Source organism: Enterobacter sp. RHBSTW-00318 (assembly GCF_014101375.1).
In the GTDB taxonomy this organism is placed as follows: domain Bacteria; phylum Pseudomonadota; class Gammaproteobacteria; order Enterobacterales; family Enterobacteriaceae; genus Enterobacter; species Enterobacter ludwigii.
In genome coordinates, this window is record NZ_JABXQH010000001.1 from 1,345,417 (window position 1) to 1,371,787 (window position 26,371).

Below are 26,371 nucleotides of genomic sequence, written 5' to 3' on the forward strand. Positions count from 1 at the left end.
ATTTCCCGCCGTGTGGTCACTGGACAAAAAGGGCAACCGGGCATAATGTTAATCAATCGATTGATTAATTTTTAAAACCGCCATGAATACGACCCCTACGACATCGAAAGGTGAACAGGCCAAAAACCAGCTTATTGCCGCCGCGCTGGCGCAGTTTGGCGAATATGGTCTGCATGCCACCACGCGGGACATCGCGGCGCAGGCCGGGCAAAACATTGCGGCCATCACCTACTATTTTGGCTCAAAAGAGGATTTGTACCTCGCCTGTGCCCAGTGGATCGCCGACTTTATCGGTAACCATTTTCGGCCACACGCTGAAGAGGCCAGCGGGCTATTGAGCCAGCCGTCGCCGGATCGCGCCGCCATCAGGCAGCTGATTATCAGCGCCTGCGACAATATGATTCGCCTGCTGACCCACGACGAGACGCTGAGCCTGAGTAAGTTCATCTCCCGTGAGCAGCTCTCCCCTACGGCGGCTTACCAGCGAGTGCACGATCAGGTGATTGCCCCGATGCATACGCACCTGACCCGGCTGATCGCGGCCTATACCGGACGAGACGCCGACGATACCGAGACTATTTTGCATACCCACGCCCTGCTGGGTGAAATTCTCGCCTTCCGTCTTGGGCGCGAAACGATCCTGTTACGCACCGGCTGGACACAATTTGATGAGGATAAAGCCGCGCAGATTAGCCAGGTCATCACCTGTCATCTCGATCTGATCCTGCAAGGCTTAACGCAAAGGAGCCTGAAGTCATGAAAAAACCTGTCGCCATCATTCTGGTGGTCGTTGTTCTGCTTGCCGCAGGTATCGGCGGCTGGCTGTGGTATCAAAGTCACCAGGACAGAGGCCTGACGCTGTACGGTAACGTCGATATTCGCACCGTGAATATGAGTTTCCGCGTCGGGGGGCGCCTGGCCTCCCTCACCGTTGATGAAGGCGATACCATCAAAACCGGTCAGATGCTGGGGATGCTCGACAAGGCCCCGTACGAGAACGCGCTGATGCAGGCGAAAGCAGGCGTTTCCGTGGCGCAGGCGCAATATGACCTGATGCTGGCCGGCTACCGTGACGAAGAGATTGCTCAGGCCGCCGCCGCGGTCAAACAGGCGCAGGCCGCCTATGACTACGCGCAAAACTTCTATGCCCGTCAGCAGGGACTGTGGAAAAGCCGCACCATTTCTGCCAACGACCTGGAAAACGCCCGCTCCTCCCGCGACCAGGCCCAGGCGACGCTGAAATCCGCCCAGGATAAATTAAGCCAGTACCACACCGGTAACCGCCCGCAGGACATCGCGCAGGCAAAAGCCAGCCTGGAACAGGCGCAGGCGCAGCTGGCGCAGGCGGAACTGGATCTGCACGACACCACGCTCATTGCCCCGTCTGACGGCACGCTGATGACCCGCGCCGTGGAGCCGGGCAGCATGTTAAGCGCGGGGAGCACCGTCCTGACGCTTTCTCTGACGCGTCCGGTATGGGTGCGCGCCTACATTGATGAGCCTAATCTCGGCCAGATGCAGCCGGGCCGCGAGCTGCTGCTCTACACCGACGGTCGGCCGGATAAACCGTATCATGGCAAAGTTGGCTTTGTGTCACCGACGGCTGAATTCACACCCAAAACGGTTGAAACGCCGGATCTGCGTACCGACCTGGTTTATCGCCTGCGCATCATCGTGACCGATGCCGACGACGCGCTGCGTCAGGGCATGCCTGTCACCGTAAAAGTCAGCGACGGGGAACGACATGAATGACGCGGTTATTCAGCTCAACAATCTGGTCAAACGCTTCGCGGGGATGGAAAAACCTGCCGTCGCCCCGCTGAACTGTACCATTCAGAAAGGCTATGTGACCGGGCTGGTTGGCCCGGACGGCGCAGGCAAAACGACGCTGATGCGGATGCTGGCGGGTTTGTTAAAGCCCGATGAAGGAACCGCCAGCGTGCTCGGACTCGACCCGATTAAAGACGATGGCGCGCTCCATGCCATGCTGGGCTATATGCCGCAGAAGTTTGGTCTGTATGAAGACCTGACGGTGATGGAAAACCTCAATCTGTATGCTGACCTGCGCAGCGTCACTGGCGAAGCCCGTCAGAAGACCTTTGCCCGTTTGCTGGAATTTACCTCGCTTGGCCCCTTCACCGACCGGCTGGCGGGCAAGCTCTCCGGCGGGATGAAACAGAAGCTGGGGCTGGCCTGTACGCTGGTGGGCGAGCCGAAGGTTCTCTTGCTCGATGAACCTGGCGTGGGCGTCGACCCGATTTCGCGCCGCGAGCTGTGGCAGATGGTGCATGAGTTAGCCGGCGATGGGATGCTGATCCTCTGGAGCACCTCGTACCTTGATGAAGCGGAACAGTGCCGTGACGTTCTGCTGATGAACGAAGGTGAACTGCTTTATCAGGGAGAGCCGACCACGCTGACGCAGAGCATGGCTGGACGCAGCTTCCTGTTGCACAGCGCCCAGGCCTCCAACCGTCAGCTGCTGCAGCGGGTGCTAAAGCTGCCTCAGGTCAGCGACGGAATGATTCAGGGCCGTTCGGTGCGCGTGATCCTCACGAAAGAGGCGACCGCGGACGATATACGCCGTGCACCGGGAATGCCTGAAATTGAGATGGAGGAGACCGCGCCACGCTTTGAAGATGCGTTTATCGATCTGCTCGGCGGCGCAGGAACATCAGAATCCCCCCTCGCCGCGATCCTGCACACGGTTGAAGGCACGCCGGGTGAAACGGTGATTGAAGCCAAATCCCTCACCAAAAAGTTTGGGGATTTTGCCGCCACCGATAACGTCAATTTCGCGGTGAAACGCGGTGAGATTTTTGGCCTGCTCGGGCCAAACGGCGCCGGGAAATCGACCACTTTTAAGATGATGTGCGGCCTGCTGGTACCTACCTCGGGGAAAGCGCTGGTGCTCGACATGGACCTGAAGGTCAGCTCCGGCAAGGCGCGTCAGCATCTGGGCTATATGGCGCAGAAATTCTCGCTGTATGGCAACCTGACGGTCGAGCAGAACCTGCGCTTTTTCTCCGGCGTGTACGGCCTGCGGGGCCGCGCGCAGAACGAGAAAATCCACCGCATGAGCGAGGCCTTTGGCCTGACGGGCATTGCTTCCCATGCCACCGACGAACTGCCGCTCGGCTTCAAGCAGCGGCTGGCGCTGGCCTGCTCATTAATGCATGAGCCCGATATCCTGTTTCTCGATGAGCCGACCTCCGGCGTTGACCCCCTCACCCGCCGCGAGTTCTGGCTGCATATCAACAGCATGGTGGAGAAAGGGGTCACGGTCATGGTAACCACCCACTTTATGGATGAGGCGGAATACTGCGACCGCATCGGGCTGGTGTATCGCGGCAAGCTGATTGCCCACGGTACGCCGGACGACCTGAAAGAACAGGCCGCCGATGACGAGGTGCCGGACCCGACCATGGAACAGGCGTTTATTACCCTCATCCACGACTGGGATAAGGAGAATGCCCATGCGCAATAACGCCATTTCGTGGCGCAGGGTGCGTGCGTTGTGTATCAAAGAGACGCGCCAGATCGTGCGTGACCCCAGCAGCTGGCTGATCGCTGTGGTGATCCCCCTGCTGCTGCTCTTTATCTTTGGCTACGGGATCAACCTCGACTCCAGCAAACTGCGGGTCGGGATTTTGCTGGAGCAGCAGAGCGAAGAGGCGCTTGATTTCACCCACACCATGACCGGCTCCCCTTACATTGACGCCACCATCAGCGACAACCGGCAGGCGCTAATCCAGATGATGCAGGCCGGGAAGATACGCGGGCTGGTGGTGATCCCGGTGGATTTTGCCGCCAATATGGCGCGCACCGATGCCAGTGCGCCGGTGCAGGTGATCACCGACGGCAGCGAGCCAAACACCGCGAACTTTGTACAAGGCTATGTGGAGGGTATCTGGCAGCTGTGGCAAATGCAGCGTGCCGAAGATCGCGGGGAAACCTTCGAACCGCTGATCGACGTGCAGACGCGCTACTGGTTTAACCCTGCGGCCATTAGCCAGCATTTTATTATCCCGGGTGCGGTGACCATCATCATGACGGTTATTGGCGCCATTTTGACCTCGCTGGTGATTGCCCGCGAGTGGGAACGCGGCACCATGGAAGCGCTGCTGTCTACCGAGGTCACACGGGTTGAACTGCTGCTCTGTAAGCTTATCCCCTACTACTTCCTCGGCATGCTGGCGATGCTGCTCTGCATGCTGGTCTCGGTGTTTATCCTCGGCGTGCCGTACCGCGGATCGCTGGTGGTGCTGTTCTTTATCACCAGTCTGTTTTTACTGAGCACCCTTGGGATGGGGCTGCTTATCTCCACCATCACCCGTAACCAGTTCAACGCCGCGCAGGTGGCCCTGAACGCCGCCTTTTTACCGTCGATTATGCTGTCCGGGTTTATTTTCCAGATAGACAGCATGCCCGCCGTGATCCGTGCCGTGACCTACATTATTCCGGCGCGCTACTTCGTGAGTACGCTGCAAAGCCTGTTCCTGGCGGGGAATATTCCGGTGGTGTTGATCATCAACACGCTGTTTTTGCTGGCATCGGCGACGATGTTTATTGGGCTGACGTGGATAAAGACCAAACGGCGTCTGGATTAAGGAGCGAACATGTTTCACCGTTTATGGACATTGATACGCAAAGAGCTGCAGTCGCTGCTGCGCGAGCCGCAGACGCGCGCCATTCTGGTATTACCGGTGTTGCTTCAGGTGTTGCTCTTCCCGTTTGCCGCCACGCTGGAGGTGACTAACGCCACCATTGCTATCTACAACGAAGATAACGGCAAACATTCTGTCGAATTGACGCAGCGTTTCGCCCGGGCGAAGGCTTTTACCCACATCCTGCTGCTGAAAAGCCCGCAGGAGATCCAGCCCACCATCGATACGCAAAAAGCGTTATTGCTGGTGCGTTTTCCGGCCGATTTTTCCCGCAACCTGGATACCTTCCAGACGGCACCAATGCAGTTAATCCTCGACGGGCGCAACTCCAACAGCGCCCAGATTGCAGCCAACTATCTTCAGCAGGTGGTGAAGGATTACCAACAGGAGTTGATGGACGGGAAACCAAAACCTAACAACAGCGAGCTGGTGGTGCGCAACTGGTATAACCCGAATCTGGATTACAAATGGTTCGTGGTGCCATCGCTGATCGCCATGATCACCACCATCGGAGTGATGATCGTAACGTCGCTCTCCGTCGCCCGTGAGCGCGAACAGGGGACGCTCGATCAGCTGCTGGTTTCCCCGCTCGCAACATGGCAAATTTTCGTCGGCAAAGCGGTTCCGGCGCTGATTGTCGCGACCTTCCAGGCCACCATCGTGCTGGGCGTGGGAATATGGGCCTACCAGATCCCGTTCGCCGGTTCGCTGGCGCTGTTCTACTTCACCATGGTGATTTACGGGCTGTCGCTGGTCGGGTTTGGACTGCTGATTTCCGCGCTCTGCTCTACCCAGCAGCAGGCATTTATTGGCGTGTTCGTCTTTATGATGCCGGCGATTTTGCTTTCGGGCTACGTCTCACCCGTCGAGAACATGCCGGTATGGTTACAGGATTTGACGTGGATAAACCCAATTCGGCACTTCACGGATATCACCAAGCAGATCTATCTGAAGGATGCGAGTCTGGACATTATCTGGGGAAGTTTGTGGCCGCTACTGATCATAGCGGCCACGACGGGTTCAGTGGCGTACGTGATGTTTAGACGAAACATCGCGTAGCTTTTTCTCTTTGGTCAGTAACGAGACCACGGCAGGCCCTGCGAGGATTGCCAGACCGGCCAGGGCCAGCAGCAGGTTGTTTTGCAGCACACGCGACAGCAACCAAAGCACAATCATCGCCGCACCAAAGTACCAGGTGGTGGTGAGCTCTTCGAGCACATCACCCACCTCACGCCAGCGTGCTTCGTGGTGGCGCTGTAAAAACAGCATCGACAGTACGGTGACGCCATAGAGGACGCATAGCCCTAAGCCGACCCGCACCAGCGTGCCGCTCATCCAGCCCATCACCAGTACGGCCACGACCAGTAAATGCAACATTATCTGCCAGCAACTCAGGCCAGTTGCGACACGAACGCGTTGTTGCCACTTCATGGCTTCTCTCCTGAAGGATTTTTCTCTGCTTAATCAGACTACCGCACTTTACGGAAAATTCCGTAACACCGCATCTTTTTGTGACGCCTACTACACTTTATTTTCATCGGGATAGTCACCCTGGAAGGAACGTATGACCAAAAAAATGCAGCATTTCTCGCTTAAAGTGCTGACGATAAACATTCATAAAGGCTTCACAGCATTTAACCGCCGCTTCATTTTACCGGAGCTGCGCGACGCGGTACGCACCGTCAGCGCGGACATTGTCTGCCTTCAGGAAGTCATGGGCGCGCACGAAGTGCATCCGCTTCACTTTGAAAACTGGCCGGACACCCCGCACTACGAATTCCTGGCCGACACCATGTGGAGTGATTACGCCTACGGGCGCAACGCGGTGTACCCGGAGGGGCATCACGGTAATGCGGTGCTGTCACGTTTTCCCATCGAACATTACGAGAACCGCGACGTCTCTGTGGGTGAAAGTGAAAAACGCGGGCTGCTTTACTGCCGTATCGCCCCGCCGGACCTGGCGTTCCCGGTGCACGTGGGCTGTGTTCATCTGGGCCTGCGCGAAGCCCATCGCCAGGCACAGCTAAAAATGCTGGCCGAATGGACCAATGCCCTGCCCGAAGGTGAACCCGTGGTCGTGGCCGGTGATTTCAACGACTGGCGGCAGCGGGCTAACCATCCGTTGAAGGTTGATGCCGGACTTGAGGAGATTTTCACCCGTGCAAATGGCAGGCCTGCACGCACCTTTCCGGTACGGTTCCCGTTTTTGCGACTCGACAGAATCTACGTGAAAAACGCCCATGCCAGCAGCCCGACCGCACTGGCGTTACTTAACTGGCGACATCTTTCCGACCATGCGCCGCTCAGCGCGGAGATCCACTTATGAAATGTTCATGGCAGGAAGGCAACCGGATCACGCTGCTGGTCAACGGGGATGAATATTACCCCGCGGTGTTTGACGCGATTGACCACGCAAAGCAGAAAGTGATCCTTGAAACGTTTATCTGGTTCGAAGACGACGTCGGTAAGCAGTTGCACAGCGTGCTGCTGCGTGCTGCCCTGCGTGGCGTCAAAATCGAAGTGCTGCTGGATGGCTATGGCTCACCGGACCTCAGTGATGCGTTCGTCAATGAGCTCACCTCAGCAGGCGTCGTGTTCCGCTACTACGATCCTGGCCCTCGCCTTTTCGGCATGCGTACCAATCTTTTCCGCCGGATGCACCGCAAAATTGTGGTGGTGGATGAGACGGTAGCGTTTGTTGGCGGCATTAACTACTCCGCTGAACATATGTCCGATTACGGCCCGGAAGCCAAGCAGGATTACGCGATTCGCATTGAAGGACCGGTGGTGCAGGATATCCTGCTCTTTGAGCTGGAAAACCTGCCCGGTAAAGAGGCTGCCCGGCGCTGGTGGCAGCGCCGCCATCATCGTCCGGAAGAGAACCGTCACCCCGGTGAAGCGCAGGCGTTATTTGTCTGGCGGGATAACGGTGAGCACCGGGACGACATTGAGCGGCATTACCTGAAGATGCTGGCGAATGCGAAGCGCGAAGTGATCATCGCCAACGCCTACTTTTTCCCGGGCTATCGCCTGCTGCATGCCATGCGCAATGCGGCCCGACGCGGCGTGCGCGTGAAGCTCATTGTTCAGGGCGAGCCGGACATGCAGATTGTCAAAATCGGTGCCCGGTTGCTGTACAACTATCTGGTGAAAGGTGGCGTACAAATTTACGAATATCGCCGCCGGCCGCTGCACGGCAAAGTTGCCCTGATGGACGATCACTGGGCCACCGTGGGCTCCAGCAATCTCGATCCGCTGAGTTTGTCACTGAATCTTGAAGCTAACCTGATCATCCACGATCGCCAGTTCAACCAGACTCTCAGGGATAACCTGCAGGCGTTGATCGTGAACGACTGCGTGCGCGTGGACGAATCCATGGTGCCCAAACGCACCTGGTGGAATCTGGGCATTAGCGTGGTGGTGTTCCACTTCCTGCGTCATTTCCCGGCGATGGTGGGCTGGCTGCCGGCGCACACGCCAAAACTTGCGCTGGTGGATCCGCCTGTCCAGCCCGAAATGGAAACCCAGGACCGCGTTGAAGCGGAAGATGGAGGGAAAACCTGATGTCGAAATCACATCCTCGCTGGCGACTGGCTAAAAAGATCCTCACCTGGCTGTTTTTCATCGCCGTCGCGGTTCTGCTGGTGGTTTACGCCCAGAAAGTTGACTGGGAAGAGGTGTGGAAAGTTATCCGCAACTACAACCGGCTGGTGCTACTGGGCGCGGTGGGTCTGGTGATTGTGAGCTACCTCATGTACGGCTGCTATGACCTGCTGGGCCGCTCCTACTGCGGCCATAAGCTTGCGAAGCGCCAGGTCATGCTGGTGTCGTTTATCTGCTACGCCTTTAACCTGACATTGAGTACCTGGGTGGGCGGGATCGGCATGCGCTATCGCCTTTACTCGCGCCTCGGCCTGCCGGGTGGAACCATTACGCGCATTTTTTCCCTCAGCATCACCACCAACTGGCTGGGTTACATTTTGCTCGGCGGGGTGATTTTCACCATCGGCGTGGTGCAATTGCCTGCGCACTGGTACATCGATGAAACCACGCTGCGGATTTTAGGCTTTGCATTACTGCTCATCATTGCGCTCTATCTTTGGGCCTGCGCCTTTGCCAAACGCCGACACATGACCATCAAGGGGCAAAAACTGGTGCTGCCTTCGTGGAAATTCGCGGTCCTGCAGATGGCCGTGTCCAGCGCCAACTGGATGGCGATGGGGGCGATTATCTGGATGCTCATTGGTGAAGATGTGAATTACTTCTTTGTGCTGGGCGTGCTGCTGGTCAGCAGCATTGCCGGCGTGATCGTGCATATCCCGGCGGGGATTGGGGTGCTGGAGGCGGTATTTATCGCCCTGCTCGCCGGAGAGCATGTTTCACAGGGTACGATTATTGCCGCCCTGCTGGCCTACCGTATGCTCTATTACTTCCTGCCGCTGGCGCTGGCAACGGTGTGTTATCTGGTGCTGGAGAGTCGGGCGAAGAAACTCCGGGCGAAGAATGAGAAAGCGTTAGCGAAGTGAGGTCTGGCGGGGGAACTTACCCGGCCTGCGCAACGCAGGTCGGGTAAGGGAAACACCCTTAACGACGGTTGCCTAAAATACGCAGCAACATCAGGAACAGGTTGATGAAGTCCAGATACAGCGTCAGGGCGCCCAGAATCGCGTATTTGCGCAGGTTTGAGCTGTCGCGTACGTCAATCTGTTCGCCAATATTTTTCAGCTTCTGAGTGTCGTAGGCCGTCAAATCGACGAAGATCACCACCCCGATATAGGTCACCGCCCACATCAGCGCTTCACTCTTCAGCCACAGGTTCACCAGCGACGCCAGCACAATCCCAATCAGCCCCATAAACAGCATGCTGCCGAAACCACTCAGGTCACGCTTCGTGGTGTAGCCGTAGAGGCTCATCGCACCAAACATCCCGCCAGCGACCACAAACGTGCTGGCGATGGAGGAATAGGTATACACGATGAAGATGCTGGAGAGCGTTAGCCCCGTCAGTGCCGAATAGAGCATAAACAGCGTGGTCGCCATTCCGGCGCTCAGCTTCTGCACCAGGCCGGAGAGAACAAAGACCAGCGCCAGTTGCGCGATGATCAGCCCAAAGAAGGTGATTTTGCTTGAGAAGATAAACATCATCAGCTCAGGCGTGTTGGCTGCATACCATGCGATAAAGGCGGTCAGCAGTAAACCGACCGTCATCCAGCCATAAACCTGAGCCATATACGTCTGCAGCCCGGTACGGGTCTGCTGTACTATTGAATCGGAACGCGGAAATCGGTCCATGATTCACTCCTGATTAAGTAGACACACACGTTAAGACTAACACATCCACGCAAACCGACTACCAACGACTGGCGGCTTCTTTGTCGCTGTCACGCGACTCAACCCACCTGTCGCCTTCCGGCGTCGCTTCACGTTTCCAGAATGGCGCTTTGGTTTTGAGGTAATCCATAATGAACTCCCCTGCGGCAAACGCGCTACTACGATGGGCACTGGTCACGCCGACAAAAACGATTTCCTCGCCAGGCCACATTTCACCAATACGGTGGATAACCGTCACTCGCCCGAGCGGCCAGCGGCCACGCGCCTGTTCAACGATCTCCGCGAGGGATTTCTCCGTCATGCCCGGATAGTGTTCCAGCGTCAGCGCCTTTACGCTGTCGCCGAGATTATGGTTACGCACTTTGCCGGTGAAGGTGACAACCGCACCGTCTTCGTCACGCTCTGCCAGCCAGTCATATTCTGTACCAACGCTGAAACGATCATGACCTACCAGAATTCGGGTTTCAGCCATCTTAGCCTCCTGTCACTGGCGGGAAGAAGGCCACTTCATCCCCGGCCGTCAGCGGATGAGTCAGCTCCACCAGCGTCTGGTTAACCGCGGCCAGCAGCTTGCCTTCATCCAGCGCCAGCGCCCAGCGGTCGCTTTGCGCGGCAAGATGCGCACGCAGGTCGGCAACGGTGTCAAAGGGGGCATCAAGCGTCAGGCTGTCGGTGCCCACCAGCTCGCGGACCTGAGCAAAAAAGAGCACCTTAATCATGGTTGCCCACCTTAAAATAACCGGATTTACCACCGCTTTTCGCCAGCAAACGAACCGGGCCAATCACCATATCTTTCTGCACCGCTTTGCACATGTCATAGATAGTCAACGCGGCGACAGAGGCCGCCGTCAGGGCTTCCATCTCAACCCCGGTTTTCCCGGTTAAGCGGCAGAGCGACTCGATGCGCACGCGGTTGTGCTCCGGCTGCGCCTGCAGGTTAACTTCCACCTTGCTCAGCATCAGCGGGTGGCAGAGCGGAATTAAGTCCCAGGTGCGTTTCGCAGCCTGGATCCCGGCGATGCGGGCGGTGGCAAAGACGTCGCCTTTGTGATGGCTACCGTCAATAATCATCGCCAGGGTCTCTGGCAACATGGTCACGAAGGCTTCAGCACGCGCTTCACGCACCGTTTCGGCTTTGGCGGAGACATCCACCATATGTGCTTCGCCAGCGGCGTTAATGTGGGTCAGTTGCGACATAACTTATTTCTTTAAATGGGGATGGAAATTACACGGACGAGTACGGGCATCCAGCTGCGGCGCAATAATATTTTCCCACGCGGTGCGACACGCTTTTGTCGAGCCGGGCATGGCAAAAATCAACGTGCCGTTCGCCACACCGGCCACCGCACGCGACTGCAGCGTGGAGGTGCCAATCTCTTCAAACGAGAGCATGCGGAACACTTCACCAAAGCCTTCCACTTCCCGGTCAAACAGCGGGACGAGCGCCTCGGGAGCCTGGTCGCCTGTGGTAAAGCCGGTGCCACCGGTGATCAGCACCACCTGCACCTCATCGCTGGCAATCCACTGAGAGACCTTGGCACGAATGGCATAACGGTTCTCTTTCACGATCGCCTTATCAACAATACTGTGCCCGGCATCATGTGCCGCATCGCGCAGCCAGTGGCCGGAGGTGTCATCCTCTTCACCGCGGCGGTCGGAAACGGTAAGAATAGCAATGCGTGTCGGGATAAATTCCGCGCTAACCTGGCTCATCTTCTGGTTCCTTCTTAAGCCTGATTACCCGCCAATGTAGGACAGGTTCTGAGTAATGCCGGTGTTGCCCTGATGCAGGAAGTGGGTCTGTTTTTTGTGCGTCAGAGCTTCAGAAATCCGCGCTTCAAGCGCGGCCTGTTGGGCGTCGTCCGCCAGCAGATCGCGAAGGTCGACACCGCCATCCCCGAACAGGCACAGATGCAGCTTACCAACGGAGGAGACGCGAAGACGGTTACAGCTGGCACAAAAGTCTTTCTCATACGGCATGATAAGCCCGATTTCCCCTTCGTAATCCGGGTGACAAAAAACCTGCGCCGGGCCGTCGCTGCGCTGACGAATCTGGTGGATCCAGCCGCGTTTCAGCAGCTCATCACGCAACACCATCCCGGAGATGTGATGCCGACGGAACAGCTCACTGCCCTCGCCGGTTTCCATCAGCTCGATAAAACGCAACTGGATGGGGCGGGATTTGATCCACGCCAGGAAGGTATCAAGCTGGTGATGGTTGACGTCACGCATTAGCACCGTATTGACTTTGACCTTCTGGAACCCGGCACTGAACGCCGCGTCAATCCCATCCATCACCTGGCGGAATTTATCCTGGCCGGTAATGGCATGAAACTGGCGGGCATCGAGGCTGTCCACGCTGACGTTGATGGCGGTTAAGCCCGCGTCGCGCCAGGCCGCAACGTCGCGAGCCATGCGGTACCCGTTGGTGGTGACCGCAATCTGACGGATACGATCGTTCTCACGCACCGCAGCAATGATATCGGGGAAATCACGACGCAGAGAGGGTTCCCCTCCGGTCAGGCGGACCTTTTCCGTGCCGAGTTCAGAGAATGCGCGCGTGACGCGGCGCACTTCGTCCACGGAGAGAAAGCCGTTATTGGTGACGCTGCCCGGTTTGTAGCCATCGGGCAGGCAGTAGGTGCAACGGAAGTTGCACACATCGGTAATCGACAGACGTAAGTAAAAAAACTTACGCGCGAATGCATCAGTAAGTTGTGAAGCCATGTACACCTTTCCAGAGACGGGAGGCACAGTCATTTCTTTCTGTACCCTGGTGGCATATTCGCCACGGCCAGGACGCCATATCTTTCGACACAGGCGCCAGGGCTCGAGTGTATGTTTTCAAATTTGAAAACGTGGTTATGGCGATAGTAGCGCGGAAATCTTCCCTTCGCCATTATCACTTAACGCTATATAACCATATACATAACGACATAATCGTGTATTTTCGCTACAGAATACCTAAAAACAGCATATTCACATTGATATACGTCATTTTGCGCCGGGTGAGGCATCGTCTTTTAGGGGTAGTTAGGGTAGTGTTACGCAGATCGAACGTGATAAGGAATGTGTATGCGCAATCGCACTTTTGCGGATCTTGACCGTGTTGTCGCTCTTGGCGGAGGCCATGGTCTGGGGCGAGTGATGTCTTCTCTGTCTTCACTTGGCTCAAGGCTGACAGGGATAGTGACAACCACGGATAATGGCGGCTCCACCGGGCGTATTCGACGCGCGGAAGGGGGTATCGCCTGGGGCGATATGCGTAATTGTCTGAACCAGCTAATTACCGAGCCGAGCGTCGCTTCGGCGATGTTTGAGTACCGTTTTGGGGGTAACGGCGAACTTTCCGGCCATAACCTTGGAAATTTGATGCTTAAAGCGCTGGATCACCTGTCAGTGCGCCCGCTGGAAGCCATCAATTTGATCCGAAACCTGCTCAAGGTTGACGCGTTCCTGATCCCAATGTCCGAACAACCGGTCGATTTAATGGCGATCGATGCGGAAGGGCACGAGGTTTATGGCGAAGTAAACATCGACCAGCTTACCGTGCCGCCAAAAGAGCTGATGACCTACCCAAGCGTGCCCGCCACGCGTGAAGCCATTGAGGCCATCGGCGAAGCGGATTTGATTTTGATTGGGCCGGGCAGTTTTTACACCAGTCTGATGCCCATTTTACTGGTCAAAGAGCTGGCACAGGCCCTGCGCAGAACGCCCGCCCCCATGGTTTACATCGGCAATTTAGGCCGTGAGCTGAGCCCGGCGGCGGCCAGCCTGTCGCTGGCGGACAAACTGAATTTGATGGAGCAGTACGTCGGGAAGAAAATCATCGATGGCGTAGTGGTCGGCCCGAAAGTTGATGTATCAGGAATTGGCGATCGCGTGGTGGTGCAGGAGCCGCTGGAAGCGAGCGATATCAAATATCGCCACGACCGTCACCTGCTGCGTGAAGCGCTGGAGAAGGCGATTCAGGACCTGGGATAGAGATTAGCCTTCACCCGACCACTCTCCCACGGGAGAGTGCAACCACTAAAAAAATGATAGCCTGCGGCTGTCATTTTGCTTTTACCTAGGAGGCGGCGATAAACAGATCGCGCAGCTGATGCAGCTGGTCGCGGATTTGGGCGGCCTCTTCGAATTCGAGGTTCTGCGCATGCTGCATCATCTGCCCTTCCAGTTCGTGGATTTTCTGCTGCAGCGCTTTTGGCGTCAGCTCGACGGTATCCGGCTCAACCACTGAACGCGCCTTCCCGCGCCCTTTCGCTTTGGTCTTCGCAATGTTCTGACCCAGCGCCAGAATATCCACCACTTTCTTGTTCAGGCCCTGCGGCGTAATACCGTGCTCTTCGTTGTAACGCTGCTGTTTCTCACGACGACGCTCCGTTTCGCCAATTGCTTTCGCCATTGACGGGGTAATTTTGTCACCGTAAAGGATCGCTTTACCGTTAACGTTACGCGCGGCACGGCCAATGGTCTGGATCAGGGAGCGTTCAGAGCGCAGGAAGCCCTCTTTGTCGGCATCCAGAATCGCCACCAGCGAGACTTCTGGCATATCCAGGCCTTCTCGCAGCAGGTTGATACCCACCAGCACGTCAAACTCGCCCAGACGCAGGTCGCGGATGATCTCCATACGCTCGACGGTATCGATATCCGAGTGCAGGTAACGCACCCGCTCACCGTGCTCCTCAAGATACTCGGTGAGATCTTCCGCCATACGCTTGGTCAACGTCGTTACCAGCACACGCTCGTTGATGGCCGCGCGGATACGGATTTCTGACAGCAGATCGTCAACCTGAGTGGCGACCGGACGCACCTCGATAATCGGATCCAGCAGCCCGGTCGGACGCACCACCTGGTCAACCACCTCATCGCCCGATTTTTCAAGCTCGTAGTTGCCCGGCGTAGCCGAGACGTAGATGGTTTGCGGTGCCAGCGCCTCAAATTCTTCAAACTTCATGGGACGGTTATCCAGCGCCGATGGCAGACGGAAACCATACTCCACCAGCGTCTCTTTACGCGCCCGGTCACCGCGATACATCCCGCCAATTTGCGGGATAGTCACGTGAGATTCGTCGATCACCAGCAGACCGTCTGCCGGCAGATAATCAAACAGCGTCGGCGGTGGCTCGCCCGGACCACGCCCGGAGAGGAAACGTGAGTAGTTTTCGATACCGGAGCAGTAGCCCAGCTCGTTCATCATCTCCAGGTCAAACTGGGTGCGCTGGCTCAGGCGTTGCTCTTCCAGCAGCTTATTATTCGCCAGAAGCACCTTACGGCGGTCTGCCAGTTCAACTTTGATCTCTTCCATCGCCTGCACGATACGCTCGCGTGGCGTCACGTAGTGCGTTTTCGGGTAGATGGTATAGCGCTGAACAACCGACTCGACGTGGCCGGTCAGCGGGTCAAAAAGCGACAGGCGTTCAACTTCTTCGTCAAACAGCTCAACGCGCAGGGCGATATCGTCCGACTCTGCCGGGAAGATATCAATCACCTCGCCGCGCACGCGGAAGGTACCGCGCTGGAATGCCTGATCGTTACGGGTGTACTGCAGCTCTGTCAGACGGCGTAAAATAGCGCGCTGATCGATGATCATCCCCTGGGTCAGGTGCAGCATCATCTTGAGATAGAGATCCGGATCGCCCAGACCGTAGATAGCCGACACTGACGCCACCACCACCACATCGCGACGCTCAAGGAGCGCCTTCGTCGCCGACAGACGCATCTGCTCAATGTGTTCGTTCACCGAGGCATCTTTCTCAATGAAGGTGTCAGAGCTCGGGACATACGCTTCAGGCTGGTAGTAATCGTAGTAGGAGACAAAATATTCCACGGCGTTATCCGGGAAGAACTCTTTCATCTCGCCGTAAAGCTGAGCGGCCAGGGTTTTGTTTGGGGCCAGCACCATCGTGGGGCGCTGCAGATCGGCGATAACGTTGGCAATGGTAAACGTTTTGCCCGAACCGGTTACCCCCAGCAGCGTCTGGTGCGCCAGCCCATCTTCCAGCCCCTCTTCGAGACGTCGGATCGCCTCAGGCTGATCGCCGGAAGGACGGAATGCAGAATTCAATTTGAACGGTTTACTCATGGGCGACAACCTGATGACGTTATAAGCGGCAGGTGAGTAATTTTACTCGTTGCTGCCAGGAATGCCAGTAAAAAACACTGGATGAAAAACCAGTAGCATGTCAGGATATTTAGAGTACCGGCAGGGTGATTAGCGCGATAGCGGTCAAAATTTGGACCGTGACAACATAAAACACCAGTCAGGACGGGTTATCCCCAGAACTTTTTCTTTTTTAACATTTGTCAAGCCAGGTAATGATAGTTTTATGGCAACAGGTGACACTTTCATTACGGCAATTGCTTTTATCTAACCAATTAAATATTAAGCGATATTTTCTAAAGCCGCGTTTCGCGCCAATTTGGTCGTAACCCGCGTCTTCTCTCGCTTATCGCGTGTTTTCTAACTCTAATGCACATGGTTATCCACAGGAATAGTGGATAACTGCTTCCAGCCCGTGCAGACCGCCGCTCAGCAAATTCCCGACTTTTCCCACGAAACGGCAGCAAAAATTTTTTATAGCTATTTTTTGCTGATAAACAGTTGTGTCATTCATAACCAACCGATGCGATCTTGCTCACATTTCCACCATTTTAACCCTGCACCACAACTCATCACGTCCGGCACCGCGGATGTGCAAAGGGGGTAATCACACACCGCTTATCCAGGACAAATTCCTAAAAAAGTCTCTTTTTTAATCAATTTAGGGTTTCTGGCAGGAGTTTTGCACATCCCACAATGAGCCTCATCCACACAGATTTTTAAGGAGAGAAAGATGTTGAGTCTGCGTGCAGTTAACCAGTTTTACGGAAGCCAACATACGCTATGGAACGTGGATTTAGATTTTCCCAAAGGCATGTGTACAGGCGTTGTTGGCCTGCCGGGGATGGGCAAAACGACCCTGATGAATTGCATCGCCGGGAAAGTGCCTGTCGACAGCGGCACCATCATCTGGCACGAAGCCGGTGCACCGCCGCGAGATTTGCTTAGCCAGACGCCAGAACCCTTCGCTGGTCCGGGAATAGGCTATGTCCCGCAGGACAGGCGGATTTTCTCCCAGTTAACCATTGATGAAAATCTGCATATCGCCATGCGGGCGACAGGGAAGCCTGACCCTGAAGCGAAAAGTGACGTTTACGACCTCTTTCCGGAACTCTATGCGCTGCGACAAACCCGGGCCAACACGCTTTCGCCAGACGACCAGTATCAGCTGGCGCTGGCCAATGCGCTGGTCATCCGTCCGCGGATGCTGATTCTGGATGAACCGATGCATGGCGCGGGCCACAGCTTCGCCCAGAAGCTGAGCCAGCTGCTGGTGCGGTTAAACCGGGAACTGGGAATGACGGTGTTGTTAGCTGAGCAGCAGCTGTCGTTTATCCGCCGGGTCGCGGAGCGCTTTTGCATGCTGTATCGCGGGCGTAACGTGGCCCAGGGCCACGTTAACGAGCTGGATGACGAGCTTATCGCCCACTGGATGTCGCTGGAGGCAAGACGCTGAGATCGAGGTAATGCCCGGTTTCAGCGCACCCGGCCGTGTCAGCCAGCCACGGGATCTCCCCAAGAAACGGCGCAGGAAGCACCCGCTTCAGCGTTGCCAGATACTCCTGATGTCGCCTGCCCGGCGCAACCACGTCGTTGGCTATCCAGCCGGCCAGGCGCAGCCCGGCCTGCTGAACGGCCTGGGCAGTCAGCATCGCATGGTTGATACAGCCGAGTTTGACCCCTACCACCAGAATTACCGGCAGCTGCTCGATTTGCACCCAGTCAGCAAAGGTCTGGTCCGCCGAAAGTGGCGTAAACCAGCCACCGGCGCCCTCCACCAGCACCCAGTCAGCCTGGCGTTCAAGGGCGCGTAACCCGGCAGAAAGCACGGCAAAATCAATCGGGCGACCTTCATCGGCGCTGATAATATGCGGCGAGGTGGGCTCGGCAAAGGTGTACGGATTCACCGCTGAATAGGCAAGTTCAAGCGTGCTGTTACGCTGGAGCGCCAGCGCGTCGGTATTGCGTAACCCGTGCGCCGTCATCTCGCTGCCGGAGGCGACAGGCTTATATCCGGCGGTGGTTTTTCCCTGCATGCGCGCCGCCTGCAGCAGCGCTGAGCTGGCAACCGTCTTGCCCACTTCGGTATCTGTTCCGGTGACAAAATAACGTTCAGTCACGTTCAATAATCCCATGAAAAAGTTGATATGAGAGCGGGAACTGCCCCCGCTGCTGCGGCCACGCCAGCTCCAGACGCTGCAACTGGCCGCGGGTAAGAGGTTTCTTTTCACGCCCCGCATGCAGATGGGTCGCGCCAATGCCCTTCAGGGAGCGCATGGCGCTGAAGGCATCGTCGAAATTCAGCGTAATGGTCTGCTCAGCGCAGCGATAGCGCCATCCCGCCAGCGCGTGGATGACCTGCTCGTGCGGCAAAAAACGGTTAGCGTGAGGTTGTTCATCCACCGCTTTCCACGCCTGATTGAGCTCCGGTAAAGAGCTTTCCAGCAGCGTGGTGAAGGCCACGCATCCGCCCGGGCGTGCCACGCGATAAAGCTCGTTTAATGCCTGCGGGAGACTACTGCACCACTGTACCGCCAGATGGCTCCAGACCAGATCAAACCGCGCATCCGGCAGCGGAATGGACTCAATATCGGCAACCAGATAGTGGTGCGCGGCCTGCTGCTGACGGGCCTCCTCGAGCATATCGGGCGACAGATCGATAGCCGTCACCTCGCTGCCGGCCGCACGCCAGTGTCGGCTATTGGCACCCGGCCCACACCCGGCGTCCAGCACCTGAGGGAACCGGGTCTCGTTGAGTAAAGCAAGCAGACCCTGCGCGCTCTGACGCTGGAGTTCATCGTGCTGCGAATAGCTGCGCGCGGCCCGGCCAAATGCCGCCGCGATCGCCTGTTTATTCACGGGTGTCATGCAGCGCCTCCAGAAGTGCCTCGATATCCTCTGCTTCGTGCGCCGCCGTGAGCGTCAGACGCAGTCGGGCAGTGCCGGGCGGTACGGTTGGTGGACGAATAGCCGTCACCCATATCCCCCGCTCGCGAAGCGTCTGCGCCAGCGTGAGAGCCTGACCGTTTTCCCCCACCATCACCGGCTGGATTGCGCTCTGCGAATCGGTGCTCTGGAACGGGAGATGGCGTAACCCCTGGCGAAAACGCCGGATATGTTCCGCCAGACGCGCCCGTCGTTCCGCACCTTCAGCGCTGCGGATCACCGCCAGTGATGCAGACAGCGCCACGGCCTGTGCGGGCGGCATACTGGTGCTGTAAATGAGATGACGGGCGAACTGCAGCAGATAGTCGGCGACAGACTCGCTGCACAACACAGCCGCCCCGCTCACGCCAAAACCTTTCCCGAAAGTCACCACCAGCAGTTCCGGCTTCACGTTTTGCTGATGGATGCTACCGCGCCCTTCCTCACCCATCACGCCAATACCATGCGCATCATCAACCAGCAGCCAGGCGTTTTGTCGCTGCGCCGTCTCATGCAGCGGACGCAGCGGTGCGCTGTCGCCGTCCATGCTGAACACCCCTTCTGTGACCACCAGCTGCTGTCCGGTGCAGGGCTTATCGAGCAGACCAGCAAGCTGAGCCGCATCGTTATGGGAAAAGCGGCGGAGCTGCGCAGGGCTTAAACTTGCCGCTTCCAGCAGCGAGGCGTGACTTAAGCGGTCGGCAACAATGCGGTCGTCCTTGCCCATTAGCGCGGTGATGACCGCCTGGTTGGCGGCAAAACCTGAAATGAACAGCAACGCACGCGGATACCCCAGCCAGTCGGCAAGGGCCTCCTCCAGCGCCTGATGCGCCGTGGTGTAGCCGCTGACATGCCCCGAACCGCCGCTGCCGACGCCAAACCGCTCCGCCCCCTGTTGCCAGGCGCGGACGATTGCCGGGTGCTGGCTCAGCCCGAGATAATCATTGCTGGAGAAATTGCAAAACTGCCGGCCCTCGCGGGTGAGAAAACGGCCTGCGCCGTTTTCTACCACGTTGCGAACGCGAAAGGCATCTGCCGCCCGCCGTTCTTCGAGCGCAGAATGGATACGTGCCTGCCAGGTCATACGGTTGCCGCGTTGTAGAACTGGTCAGTATCGGCGTTGAAAATCTGCTGCTCCAGCTGCTGCTGTTGCTCGTTATCCCCCGTCAGGACGTCGGTCTGATGCGGGTTCAGCCCCAGCTTGCGGAACAACTGGACGTCTTTATCCTCTTCCGGGTTCGGGGTGGTCAGCAGTTTGCAGCCGTAGAAGATGGAGTTGGCCCCGGCCATAAAGCACATCGCCTGCGTCTGTTCGCTCATCTGTTCACGACCCGCCGAGAGGCGCACGTAGGAGGTTGGCATCATGATTCGCGCCACCGCAATGGTGCGGATAAAATCAAATGCATCCACGTCTTCGTTATCCGCCAGTGGCGTACCTTTAACTTTCACCAGCATGTTGATCGGCACGCTCTCCGGCGGTGTGGGCAGGTTCGCCAGCTGCAGCAGAAGACCCGCACGGTCTTTCACCGTTTCGCCCAGTCCCACAATCCCGCCGGAACAGACTTTGATGCCGGCGTCACGCACTTTATCCAGCGTGTCGAGACGCTCCTGATAGGTCCGCGTGGTGATGATATTGCCGTAAAATTCAGGGGAGGTGTCGAGGTTGTGGTTGTAGTAATCCAGCCCTGCTGCGGAAAGGCGTTGCGCCTGCTCTTCGTTCAGCGTGCCAAGGGTCATGCAGGCTTCCAGCCCCATCTCTTTCACCCCTTTCACCATCTGCTCCAGATACGGCATGTCGCGATCGTGCGGGTTTTTCCATGCCGCGCCCATACAGAATCGGGTTGAGCCTGCATTTTTCGCCTTACGGGCAGAGTCGAGCACCTGCTCCACTTCCATCAGACGTTCAGATTCAAGCCCGGTTTTATAGCGCGCACTCTGCGGGCAGTATTTGCAATCTTCTGGGCATGCGCCGGTCTTGATCGACAGCAGCGTACTGACCTGCACATGGCGTGGATCGAAGTGCTGACGATGCACCTGTTGGGCTTCAAACATCAGCTCAAGGAAAGGTTTATTGAATAATTCAGTAACTTGCGACATCGTCCAGCGTGCGTGGTGAGCCATGGGGCTTCTCCAAAGGGTTTTGTTAATTTTCAGATCGGTTTATACTCGTAAACCTAAAACTTTTCAAAATGGTTTACAAGTCGATTATGACCCAGGACGATCTCGCCTTCGACAAGCAGCATATCTGGCACCCTTACACCTCCACTACCCGCCCCCTCCCCGTTTACCCGGTCGCCTCGGCTCACGGGTGCGAACTGACCCTGAGCAGCGGTGAGTCGCTTGTGGACGGCATGTCATCCTGGTGGGCGGCTATTCACGGGTATAACCACCCGCGTCTGAATGCGGCGATGAAAGCGCAGATTGACCAGATGTCGCACGTGATGTTTGGCGGTATCACCCATCAGCCTGCGGTTGACCTGTGCCGGCGTCTGGTCGCGATGACCCCGGCCCCGCTGGAGTGCGTTTTCCTTGCAGATTCCGGCTCTGTTGCCGTGGAAGTGGCGATGAAAATGGCGCTGCAGTACTGGCACGCCAGAGGTGAGACCCGCCAGCGGTTCCTCACCTTCCGCAACGGCTATCACGGCGACACGTTCGGCGCGATGTCGGTGTGCGATCCGGATAACTCCATGCACAGCCTGTGGAAGGGCTATCTGCCAGAGAACCTCTTTGCCCCGGCACCGCAAAGCCGTTTTGACGGGGAGTGGGATGAAATGGACATGGTCGGTTTTGCGCGGCTGATGGCTGCCCACCGCCATGAGATTGCCGCCGTTATTCTTGAGCCGGTTGTGCAGGGTGCAGGCGGGATGCGGATGTACCACCCGGCATGGCTGACGCGCATTCGTAAGATGTGCGATCGCGAGGGCATTCTGCTGATTGCCGATGAGATCGCCACCGGCTTTGGCCGCTCCGGCAAGCTGTTCGCCTGCGAGCATGCGGGGATCGCACCGGATATTCTGTGTCTGGGTAAAGCGCTGACCGGCGGCACCATGACGTTGTCCGCCACGCTGACAACGCGCCACGTTGCCGACACCATCAGCGACGGCGACGCGGGCTGCTTTATGCACGGCCCGACGTTTATGGGCAACCCGCTGGCCTGCGCGGTGGCGAGCGAAAGCCTGGCCATTCTCGAGAGCGGCGAGTGGCAAACGCAGGTCGCGACGATTGAAGCGCAGCTTCGCCAGGAGCTGAGCGCAGCGTCAGCGGCTGAATTCGTGGCGGATGTGCGCGTGCTGGGTGCCATCGGCGTGATTGAGACCACCCATCCGGTTAACATGGCGGCGCTGCAGCGTTTCTTCGTGGAACGGGGAGTGTGGGTGCGTCCTTTCGGCAAGCTTATCTATCTGATGCCGCCTTATGTTATCTCGCCGGCTCAGCTACGTCAGTTAACGGCTGCGGTAGTTGACGCCGTTAACATTCCCGCACATTTTGCGATTTAACCCTGAGCGTTAACGTCGGTACTCTGTTTATGCATTACACTTTTTGCATAATCGGGTACCGAGGTAAATCGTATGAAAATCATCAGTAAAGATCTGCGCGACGGGGAAAAACTGCCTGAACGCCACGTTTTTAACGGCATGGGTTATCAGGGGGATAATATCTCTCCGCATCTGGCGTGGGACGATGTTCCGGCGGGAACCAAAAGCTTTGTTGTCACCTGCTATGACCCGGATGCCCCTACAGGCTCAGGGTGGTGGCACTGGATAGTGGCGAACCTGCCTGCGGATACGCGCGTTCTGCCGCAAGGTTCCGGCTCTGACCTGGTGGCGCTGCCTGAAGGCGCTATCCAGACCCGAACCGATTTTGGCAAAGCGGGTTACGGTGGCGCCGCGCCGCCAAAAGGGGAAACGCACCGCTATATCTTCACGGTTCACGCGCTGGATGTGGACAAGATTGAGGTGGATGAGGGCGCGAGTGGCGCAATGGTCGGCTTTAACGTCCATTTTCATTCGCTGGGCAGCGCATCGATCACGGCGATGTATTCGTAAAAAAACCGGTGGCCTGTACGTGTCCGGGCCACCGGGCAAATCTTAGAGCACCGAAGGCAGTAAGCCCACCAGGCTTCCCTTCTCCAGCAGCGCGATCGCTTTATCAATATCCGGCGCAAAGAAACGGTCATCATCGTAATGCGCGACCTGTTCACGCAGCAGATGACGCGCCTGTTCCAGCAGCGGGCTGGACTTCAGACCTTCACGCAGATCAACGCCCTGACATGCGGCCAGCCATTCCACCGCCAGCACGCCACGGGTGTTGGCGGCCATCTCCCACAGACGACGTCCAGCGGCCGGGGCCATCGAGACATGATCCTCCTGGTTCGCTGACGTTGGCAGACTGTCCACGCTGTGCGGATGCGACAGGGCCTTGTTCTCGCTCGCCAGCGCCGCGGCCGTCACCTGGGCAATCATAAATCCGGAGTTGACCCCGCCGTTGCGGACCAGAAACGGCGGCAGCTGGGACATATGTTTATCCATCATCAGCGCGATGCGACGTTCGGATAAGGCCCCCACTTCCGCAATCGCCAGCGCGATATTATCCGCCACCATCGCCACAGGCTCGGCGTGGAAATTTCCCCCGGAGACCACTTCGTTTTCCTGAGCGAACACCAGCGGGTTATCAGACACCGCATTCGCCTCCACCAGCAGCACTTCTGCCGCGTGGCGCAGCTGCGTCAGACAGGCTCCCATCACCTGGGGCTGACAGCGAAGCGAATACGGATCCTGTACCTTGTCACAGTTATGGTGAGAGTCTGCAATATCGCTGGTCTCGGTCAGCAGGTGACGGTACATCGCCGCGGCGTCAATCTGCCCGCGCTGGCCGCGCACCTCGTGGATACGGGCGTCAAACGGACGACGTGAGCCAAGTACCGCCTCGGTGGTCAGCGCACCGCACACGACCGCGGAGGCGAAAAGATCCTCGGCTTCAAACAGACCACGCAACGCAAACGCCGTCGAGGCCTGGGTCCCGTTAAGCAGCGCCAGCCCTTCTTTCGCCGCCAGCGTTATCGGGGTTAACCCGGCTTTTTTCAGCGCCTCTTTCGCAGGGAGCCACTCGCCCTTCCAGCGAGCCTGACCTTCACCGAGCAGCAGCAGCGACATATGGGCCAGCGGCGCAAGATCGCCGGATGCACCGACGGAACCTTTTGCCGGGATCCACGGATAGACTTCCGCATTCACCAGCGCCATCAGCGCCTCGATCACGCTGAGGCGAATTCCGGAGAACCCACGTGCCAGACTGTTGATTTTGAGCACCATCATCAGGCGGACAATGTCATCATCCAGCGGTTGACCGACACCCGCCGCATGCGAAAGCACCAGCGAGCGCTGTAAATTTTCCAGATCGTGCGTGGCGATACGCGTCTGCGCCAGCAGACCAAATCCGGTGTTGATGCCGTAGGCGGTACGTCCTTCGGCAATAATGGCTTCAACGCAGGCAACGCTGTCGTTAATCGCGGCGTGGGCGCTTTCATCAAGTGAGAGCGTGACCGGTTGACGCCAGACGTTACGCAGCTGTTTGAGCGTCAGTGAGCCGGGAGTGAGGGTTAAGGCGTTCATTAATGCTTTCCTTGTGTGGCAGGGATCATCGGCAGGTTCAGGCCCTGCTCTTTGGCACATTCAATCGCAATCTCGTAACCGGCATCCGCGTGGCGCATTACGCCGGTTGCCGGGTCGTTATGCAGCACGCGAGCGATACGCGCTGCCGCTTCATCCGTACCATCACACACGATGACCATTCCCGAGTGCTGGGAGAAGCCCATTCCTACGCCACCACCGTGATGCAGCGACACCCAGGTCGCCCCGCTGGCGGTATTCAGTAAGGCATTCAGCAGTGGCCAGTCGGAAACGGCATCGGAGCCGTCGCGCATGGCTTCGGTTTCACGGTTCGGGCTGGCAACAGAGCCCGAGTCGAGATGGTCGCGTCCGATAACAATCGGCGCGGAGACTTCACCGCTGCGCACCATTTCGTTAAAGGCCAGACCCAGTTTTTGTCGCCACTCCAGCCCGACCCAGCAGATCCGCGCCGGCAAGCCCTGGAAGTTAATGCGCTCGCGAGCCATATCCAGCCAGTGATGCAGATGTTCGTCGTCGGCGACGATCTCCTTCACTTTGGCGTCGGTTGTGTAGATATCTTCCGGGTCGCCGGACAGGGCCACCCAGCGGAACGGACCAATACCGCGACAGAACAGCGGACGAATATAGGCAGGCACAAACCCCGGGAAGTCGAAGGCGTTACTCACGCCCATCTCTTTCGCCATCTGGCGAATATTGTTGCCGTAATCAAATGTCGGAATGCCCATCTGGCTAAAGGCCAGCATGGCGTTCACGTGCTCCGCCATGGAACGTTTAGCGGCGAGCACCGTGCCTTCCGGGTCACTTTCGGCGTTTTGCTGGTACGCTTCCCACGTCCAGCCCGATGGCAGGTAGCCGTGAAGGGGGTCGTGCGCGCTGGTCTGGTCGGTGACGAGATCCGGGCGTACGCCACGGGCCACCAGTTCAGGGAGAATGTCAGCCGCGTTGCCGCAGAGCGCAATCGACATCGCTTTGCCTTCTGACGTGTATTTTTTGATGCGTGCCAGCGCGTCATCCAGGTTTTCAGCCTGTTCATCGACGTAACGGGTACGCAGTCGGAAATCAATGCGGCTCTGCTGACATTCAATGTTCAGGGAGCAGGCACCGGCAAGGGTCGCGGCCAGCGGCTGTGCGCCCCCCATTCCCCCCAGACCAGCGGTCAGTACCCAGCGACCTTTCAGCGAACCGTTATAGTGCTGACGACCGGCTTCCACGAAGGTTTCGTAGGTGCCCTGCACAATCCCCTGACTGCCGATGTAGATCCAGCTTCCCGCCGTCATCTGGCCATACATCGCCAGCCCTTTGGCGTCCAGCTCGTTAAAGTGTTCCCAGGTCGCCCAGTGCGGGACAAGGTTAGAGTTGGCGATCAGCACGCGCGGTGCATTCTTGTGGGTTTTGAACACGCCGACCGGTTTGCCGGATTGCACCAGCAGGGTTTCGTCATGTTCCAGATGAGTCAGGGATTCAACAATCGCGTCATAGCACTCCCAGTTGCGCGCGGCGCGGCCTATGCCGCCATACACCACCAGCTCGTGGGGGTTCTCCGCGACCTCAGGATCGAGGTTATTCATCAACATGCGCAGCGGGGCTTCGGTGAGCCAGCTTTTGGCGGTAAGTGTGGTGCCGCGCGCGGCGCGGACATCCTGCTGGCGGTATTTACCTGACGACATTGTGTGCTCCTCATACGGGACAGATGATGTATTCAGATATACTTGTATAGACAA

At 57.5% G+C, this 26,371-nt stretch carries 26 protein-coding genes and 1 riboswitch; of the genes, 12 read left to right on the forward strand and 14 right to left on the reverse strand.

Annotated elements, in window-relative coordinates:
- Positions 1-82: 82 nt before the first annotated feature.
- From cecR to HV157_RS06635, 5 genes are read left to right on the forward strand one after another with little or no spacing between them, the layout of a single operon-like run.
- The gene (cecR, locus tag HV157_RS06615) at positions 83-760 is read left to right on the forward strand and encodes a transcriptional regulator CecR (protein ID WP_182268370.1); all 678 of its coding nucleotides are present in this window, start codon (positions 83-85) and stop codon (positions 758-760) included.
- Positions 757-1,752, forward strand: a complete 996-nt coding sequence (gene hlyD / locus HV157_RS06620; protein WP_014169234.1) for a secretion protein HlyD — start codon at positions 757-759, stop codon at positions 1,750-1,752. The genes cecR and hlyD overlap by 4 nt, the downstream gene beginning before the upstream one ends.
- Positions 1,745-3,484, forward strand: a complete 1,740-nt coding sequence (locus HV157_RS06625) for an ATP-binding cassette domain-containing protein (protein ID WP_014169233.1) — start codon at positions 1,745-1,747, stop codon at positions 3,482-3,484. The genes hlyD and HV157_RS06625 overlap by 8 nt, the downstream gene beginning before the upstream one ends.
- The gene (locus HV157_RS06630) at positions 3,474-4,607 is read left to right on the forward strand and encodes an ABC transporter permease (protein WP_020884927.1); all 1,134 of its coding nucleotides are present in this window, start codon (positions 3,474-3,476) and stop codon (positions 4,605-4,607) included. The genes HV157_RS06625 and HV157_RS06630 overlap by 11 nt, the downstream gene beginning before the upstream one ends.
- Before the next feature lie 9 nt (positions 4,608-4,616).
- Positions 4,617-5,723, forward strand: a complete 1,107-nt coding sequence (locus HV157_RS06635; RefSeq protein ID WP_182268369.1) for an ABC transporter permease — start codon at positions 4,617-4,619, stop codon at positions 5,721-5,723.
- Here the strand turns inward: HV157_RS06635 and HV157_RS06640 are convergent.
- Positions 5,685-6,095: a YbhQ family protein gene (locus HV157_RS06640; RefSeq protein ID WP_014169230.1), complete on the reverse strand. Its 411-nt coding sequence runs from the start codon at positions 6,093-6,095 to the stop codon at positions 5,685-5,687. The two genes, HV157_RS06635 and HV157_RS06640, sit on opposite strands and share 39 nt — an antisense overlap.
- A 133-nt stretch (positions 6,096-6,228) precedes the next feature.
- Here HV157_RS06640 and HV157_RS06645 point away from each other — a divergent pair, with 133 nt between their 5' ends.
- Genes HV157_RS06645 through HV157_RS06655 form a run of 3 tightly spaced genes read left to right on the forward strand, consistent with a single transcriptional unit; the run spans position 6,229 to position 9,190 of the window.
- Positions 6,229-6,990 (forward strand): endonuclease/exonuclease/phosphatase family protein, encoded by a 762-nt coding sequence (locus tag HV157_RS06645; RefSeq protein WP_014169229.1) that lies wholly within the window; start codon positions 6,229-6,231, stop codon positions 6,988-6,990.
- Positions 6,987-8,228, forward strand: coding sequence for a cardiolipin synthase ClsB (clsB, locus tag HV157_RS06650; RefSeq protein WP_014169228.1), 1,242 nt, complete (start codon positions 6,987-6,989; stop codon positions 8,226-8,228). Before HV157_RS06645 ends, clsB begins: the two co-directional genes overlap by 4 nt.
- The gene (locus HV157_RS06655) at positions 8,228-9,190 is read left to right on the forward strand and encodes a YbhN family protein (RefSeq protein ID WP_182268368.1); all 963 of its coding nucleotides are present in this window, start codon (positions 8,228-8,230) and stop codon (positions 9,188-9,190) included. Before clsB ends, HV157_RS06655 begins: the two co-directional genes overlap by 1 nt.
- A gap of 58 nt (positions 9,191-9,248) precedes the next feature.
- Here the strand turns inward: HV157_RS06655 and HV157_RS06660 are convergent, their stop codons facing one another.
- From HV157_RS06660 to moaA, 6 genes are all read right to left on the reverse strand, one after another.
- A complete protein-coding gene (locus HV157_RS06660) occupies positions 9,249-9,956 on the reverse strand; it encodes a Bax inhibitor-1/YccA family protein (RefSeq protein WP_182268367.1) in 708 nt (235 codons plus the stop codon).
- 58 nt (positions 9,957-10,014) lie between these two features.
- Positions 10,015-10,467, reverse strand: coding sequence for a molybdopterin synthase catalytic subunit MoaE (moaE, locus tag HV157_RS06665; protein WP_014169225.1), 453 nt, complete (start codon positions 10,465-10,467; stop codon positions 10,015-10,017).
- Position 10,468: 1 nt separating this feature from the next.
- Positions 10,469-10,714 carry a molybdopterin synthase sulfur carrier subunit gene (gene moaD / locus HV157_RS06670; RefSeq protein ID WP_020884929.1) on the reverse strand — a complete coding sequence of 82 codons (246 nt, stop codon included), beginning with the start codon at positions 10,712-10,714 and terminating at the stop codon, positions 10,469-10,471.
- Positions 10,707-11,192 (reverse strand): cyclic pyranopterin monophosphate synthase MoaC, encoded by a 486-nt coding sequence (gene moaC / locus HV157_RS06675; RefSeq protein ID WP_182268366.1) that lies wholly within the window; start codon positions 11,190-11,192, stop codon positions 10,707-10,709. Before moaC ends, moaD begins: the two co-directional genes overlap by 8 nt.
- A 3-nt stretch (positions 11,193-11,195) precedes the next feature.
- Positions 11,196-11,708 (reverse strand): molybdenum cofactor biosynthesis protein B, encoded by a 513-nt coding sequence (gene moaB / locus HV157_RS06680; protein ID WP_182268365.1) that lies wholly within the window; start codon positions 11,706-11,708, stop codon positions 11,196-11,198.
- Between the two features lie 24 nt (positions 11,709-11,732).
- Complete coding sequence (gene moaA, locus HV157_RS06685) at positions 11,733-12,722, reverse strand: GTP 3',8-cyclase MoaA (RefSeq protein WP_063925241.1); 990 nt, start codon at positions 12,720-12,722, stop codon at positions 11,733-11,735.
- Positions 12,710-12,844, reverse strand: a riboswitch (molybdenum cofactor riboswitch). (Overlaps the previous gene by 13 nt.)
- Positions 12,845-13,070: 226 nt before the next feature.
- Here moaA and yvcK point away from each other — a divergent pair.
- Positions 13,071-13,979 (forward strand): uridine diphosphate-N-acetylglucosamine-binding protein YvcK, encoded by a 909-nt coding sequence (gene yvcK, locus HV157_RS06690; protein ID WP_020884933.1) that lies wholly within the window; start codon positions 13,071-13,073, stop codon positions 13,977-13,979.
- A gap of 85 nt (positions 13,980-14,064) precedes the next feature.
- On the opposite strand, the gene uvrB is transcribed toward yvcK, so the two are convergent.
- Positions 14,065-16,080 carry an excinuclease ABC subunit UvrB gene (gene uvrB, locus HV157_RS06695; protein WP_020884934.1) on the reverse strand — a complete coding sequence of 672 codons (2,016 nt, stop codon included), beginning with the start codon at positions 16,078-16,080 and terminating at the stop codon, positions 14,065-14,067.
- Between the two features lie 751 nt (positions 16,081-16,831).
- Here uvrB and HV157_RS06700 point away from each other — a divergent pair.
- Entirely contained in the window at positions 16,832-17,554 is a 723-nt protein-coding gene (locus HV157_RS06700) for an ATP-binding cassette domain-containing protein (protein ID WP_014169219.1), read from the forward strand.
- Here the strand turns inward: HV157_RS06700 and bioD are convergent.
- From bioD to bioB, 4 genes are read right to left on the reverse strand one after another with little or no spacing between them, the layout of a single operon-like run.
- A complete protein-coding gene (gene bioD / locus HV157_RS06705) occupies positions 17,517-18,218 on the reverse strand; it encodes a dethiobiotin synthase (RefSeq protein ID WP_032670604.1) in 702 nt (233 codons plus the stop codon). The two genes, HV157_RS06700 and bioD, sit on opposite strands and share 38 nt — an antisense overlap.
- Complete coding sequence (gene bioC, locus HV157_RS06710; protein WP_032677719.1) at positions 18,211-18,966, reverse strand: malonyl-ACP O-methyltransferase BioC; 756 nt, start codon at positions 18,964-18,966, stop codon at positions 18,211-18,213. The genes bioD and bioC overlap by 8 nt, the downstream gene beginning before the upstream one ends.
- The gene (gene bioF, locus HV157_RS06715) at positions 18,950-20,107 is read right to left on the reverse strand and encodes an 8-amino-7-oxononanoate synthase (protein ID WP_138613568.1); all 1,158 of its coding nucleotides are present in this window, start codon (positions 20,105-20,107) and stop codon (positions 18,950-18,952) included. Before bioF ends, bioC begins: the two co-directional genes overlap by 17 nt.
- Positions 20,104-21,144, reverse strand: coding sequence for a biotin synthase BioB (gene bioB / locus HV157_RS06720; RefSeq protein ID WP_014169215.1), 1,041 nt, complete (start codon positions 21,142-21,144; stop codon positions 20,104-20,106). Before bioB ends, bioF begins: the two co-directional genes overlap by 4 nt.
- A gap of 68 nt (positions 21,145-21,212) precedes the next feature.
- Here bioB and bioA point away from each other — a divergent pair, with 68 nt between their 5' ends.
- On the forward strand, positions 21,213-22,520 hold the full coding sequence (gene bioA, locus HV157_RS06725; RefSeq protein WP_083599643.1) for an adenosylmethionine--8-amino-7-oxononanoate transaminase: 1,308 nt from the start codon (positions 21,213-21,215) through the stop codon (positions 22,518-22,520).
- Between the two features lie 72 nt (positions 22,521-22,592).
- The gene (locus HV157_RS06730) at positions 22,593-23,069 is read left to right on the forward strand and encodes a kinase inhibitor (protein ID WP_014169213.1); all 477 of its coding nucleotides are present in this window, start codon (positions 22,593-22,595) and stop codon (positions 23,067-23,069) included.
- Between the two features lie 42 nt (positions 23,070-23,111).
- Here the strand turns inward: HV157_RS06730 and hutH are convergent, their stop codons facing one another.
- Positions 23,112-24,632 (reverse strand): histidine ammonia-lyase, encoded by a 1,521-nt coding sequence (hutH, locus tag HV157_RS06735; RefSeq protein WP_032677716.1) that lies wholly within the window; start codon positions 24,630-24,632, stop codon positions 23,112-23,114.
- A complete protein-coding gene (gene hutU, locus HV157_RS06740; protein ID WP_182268364.1) occupies positions 24,632-26,317 on the reverse strand; it encodes a urocanate hydratase in 1,686 nt (561 codons plus the stop codon). Before hutU ends, hutH begins: the two co-directional genes overlap by 1 nt.
- Between the last annotated feature and the right edge of the window lie 54 nt (positions 26,318-26,371).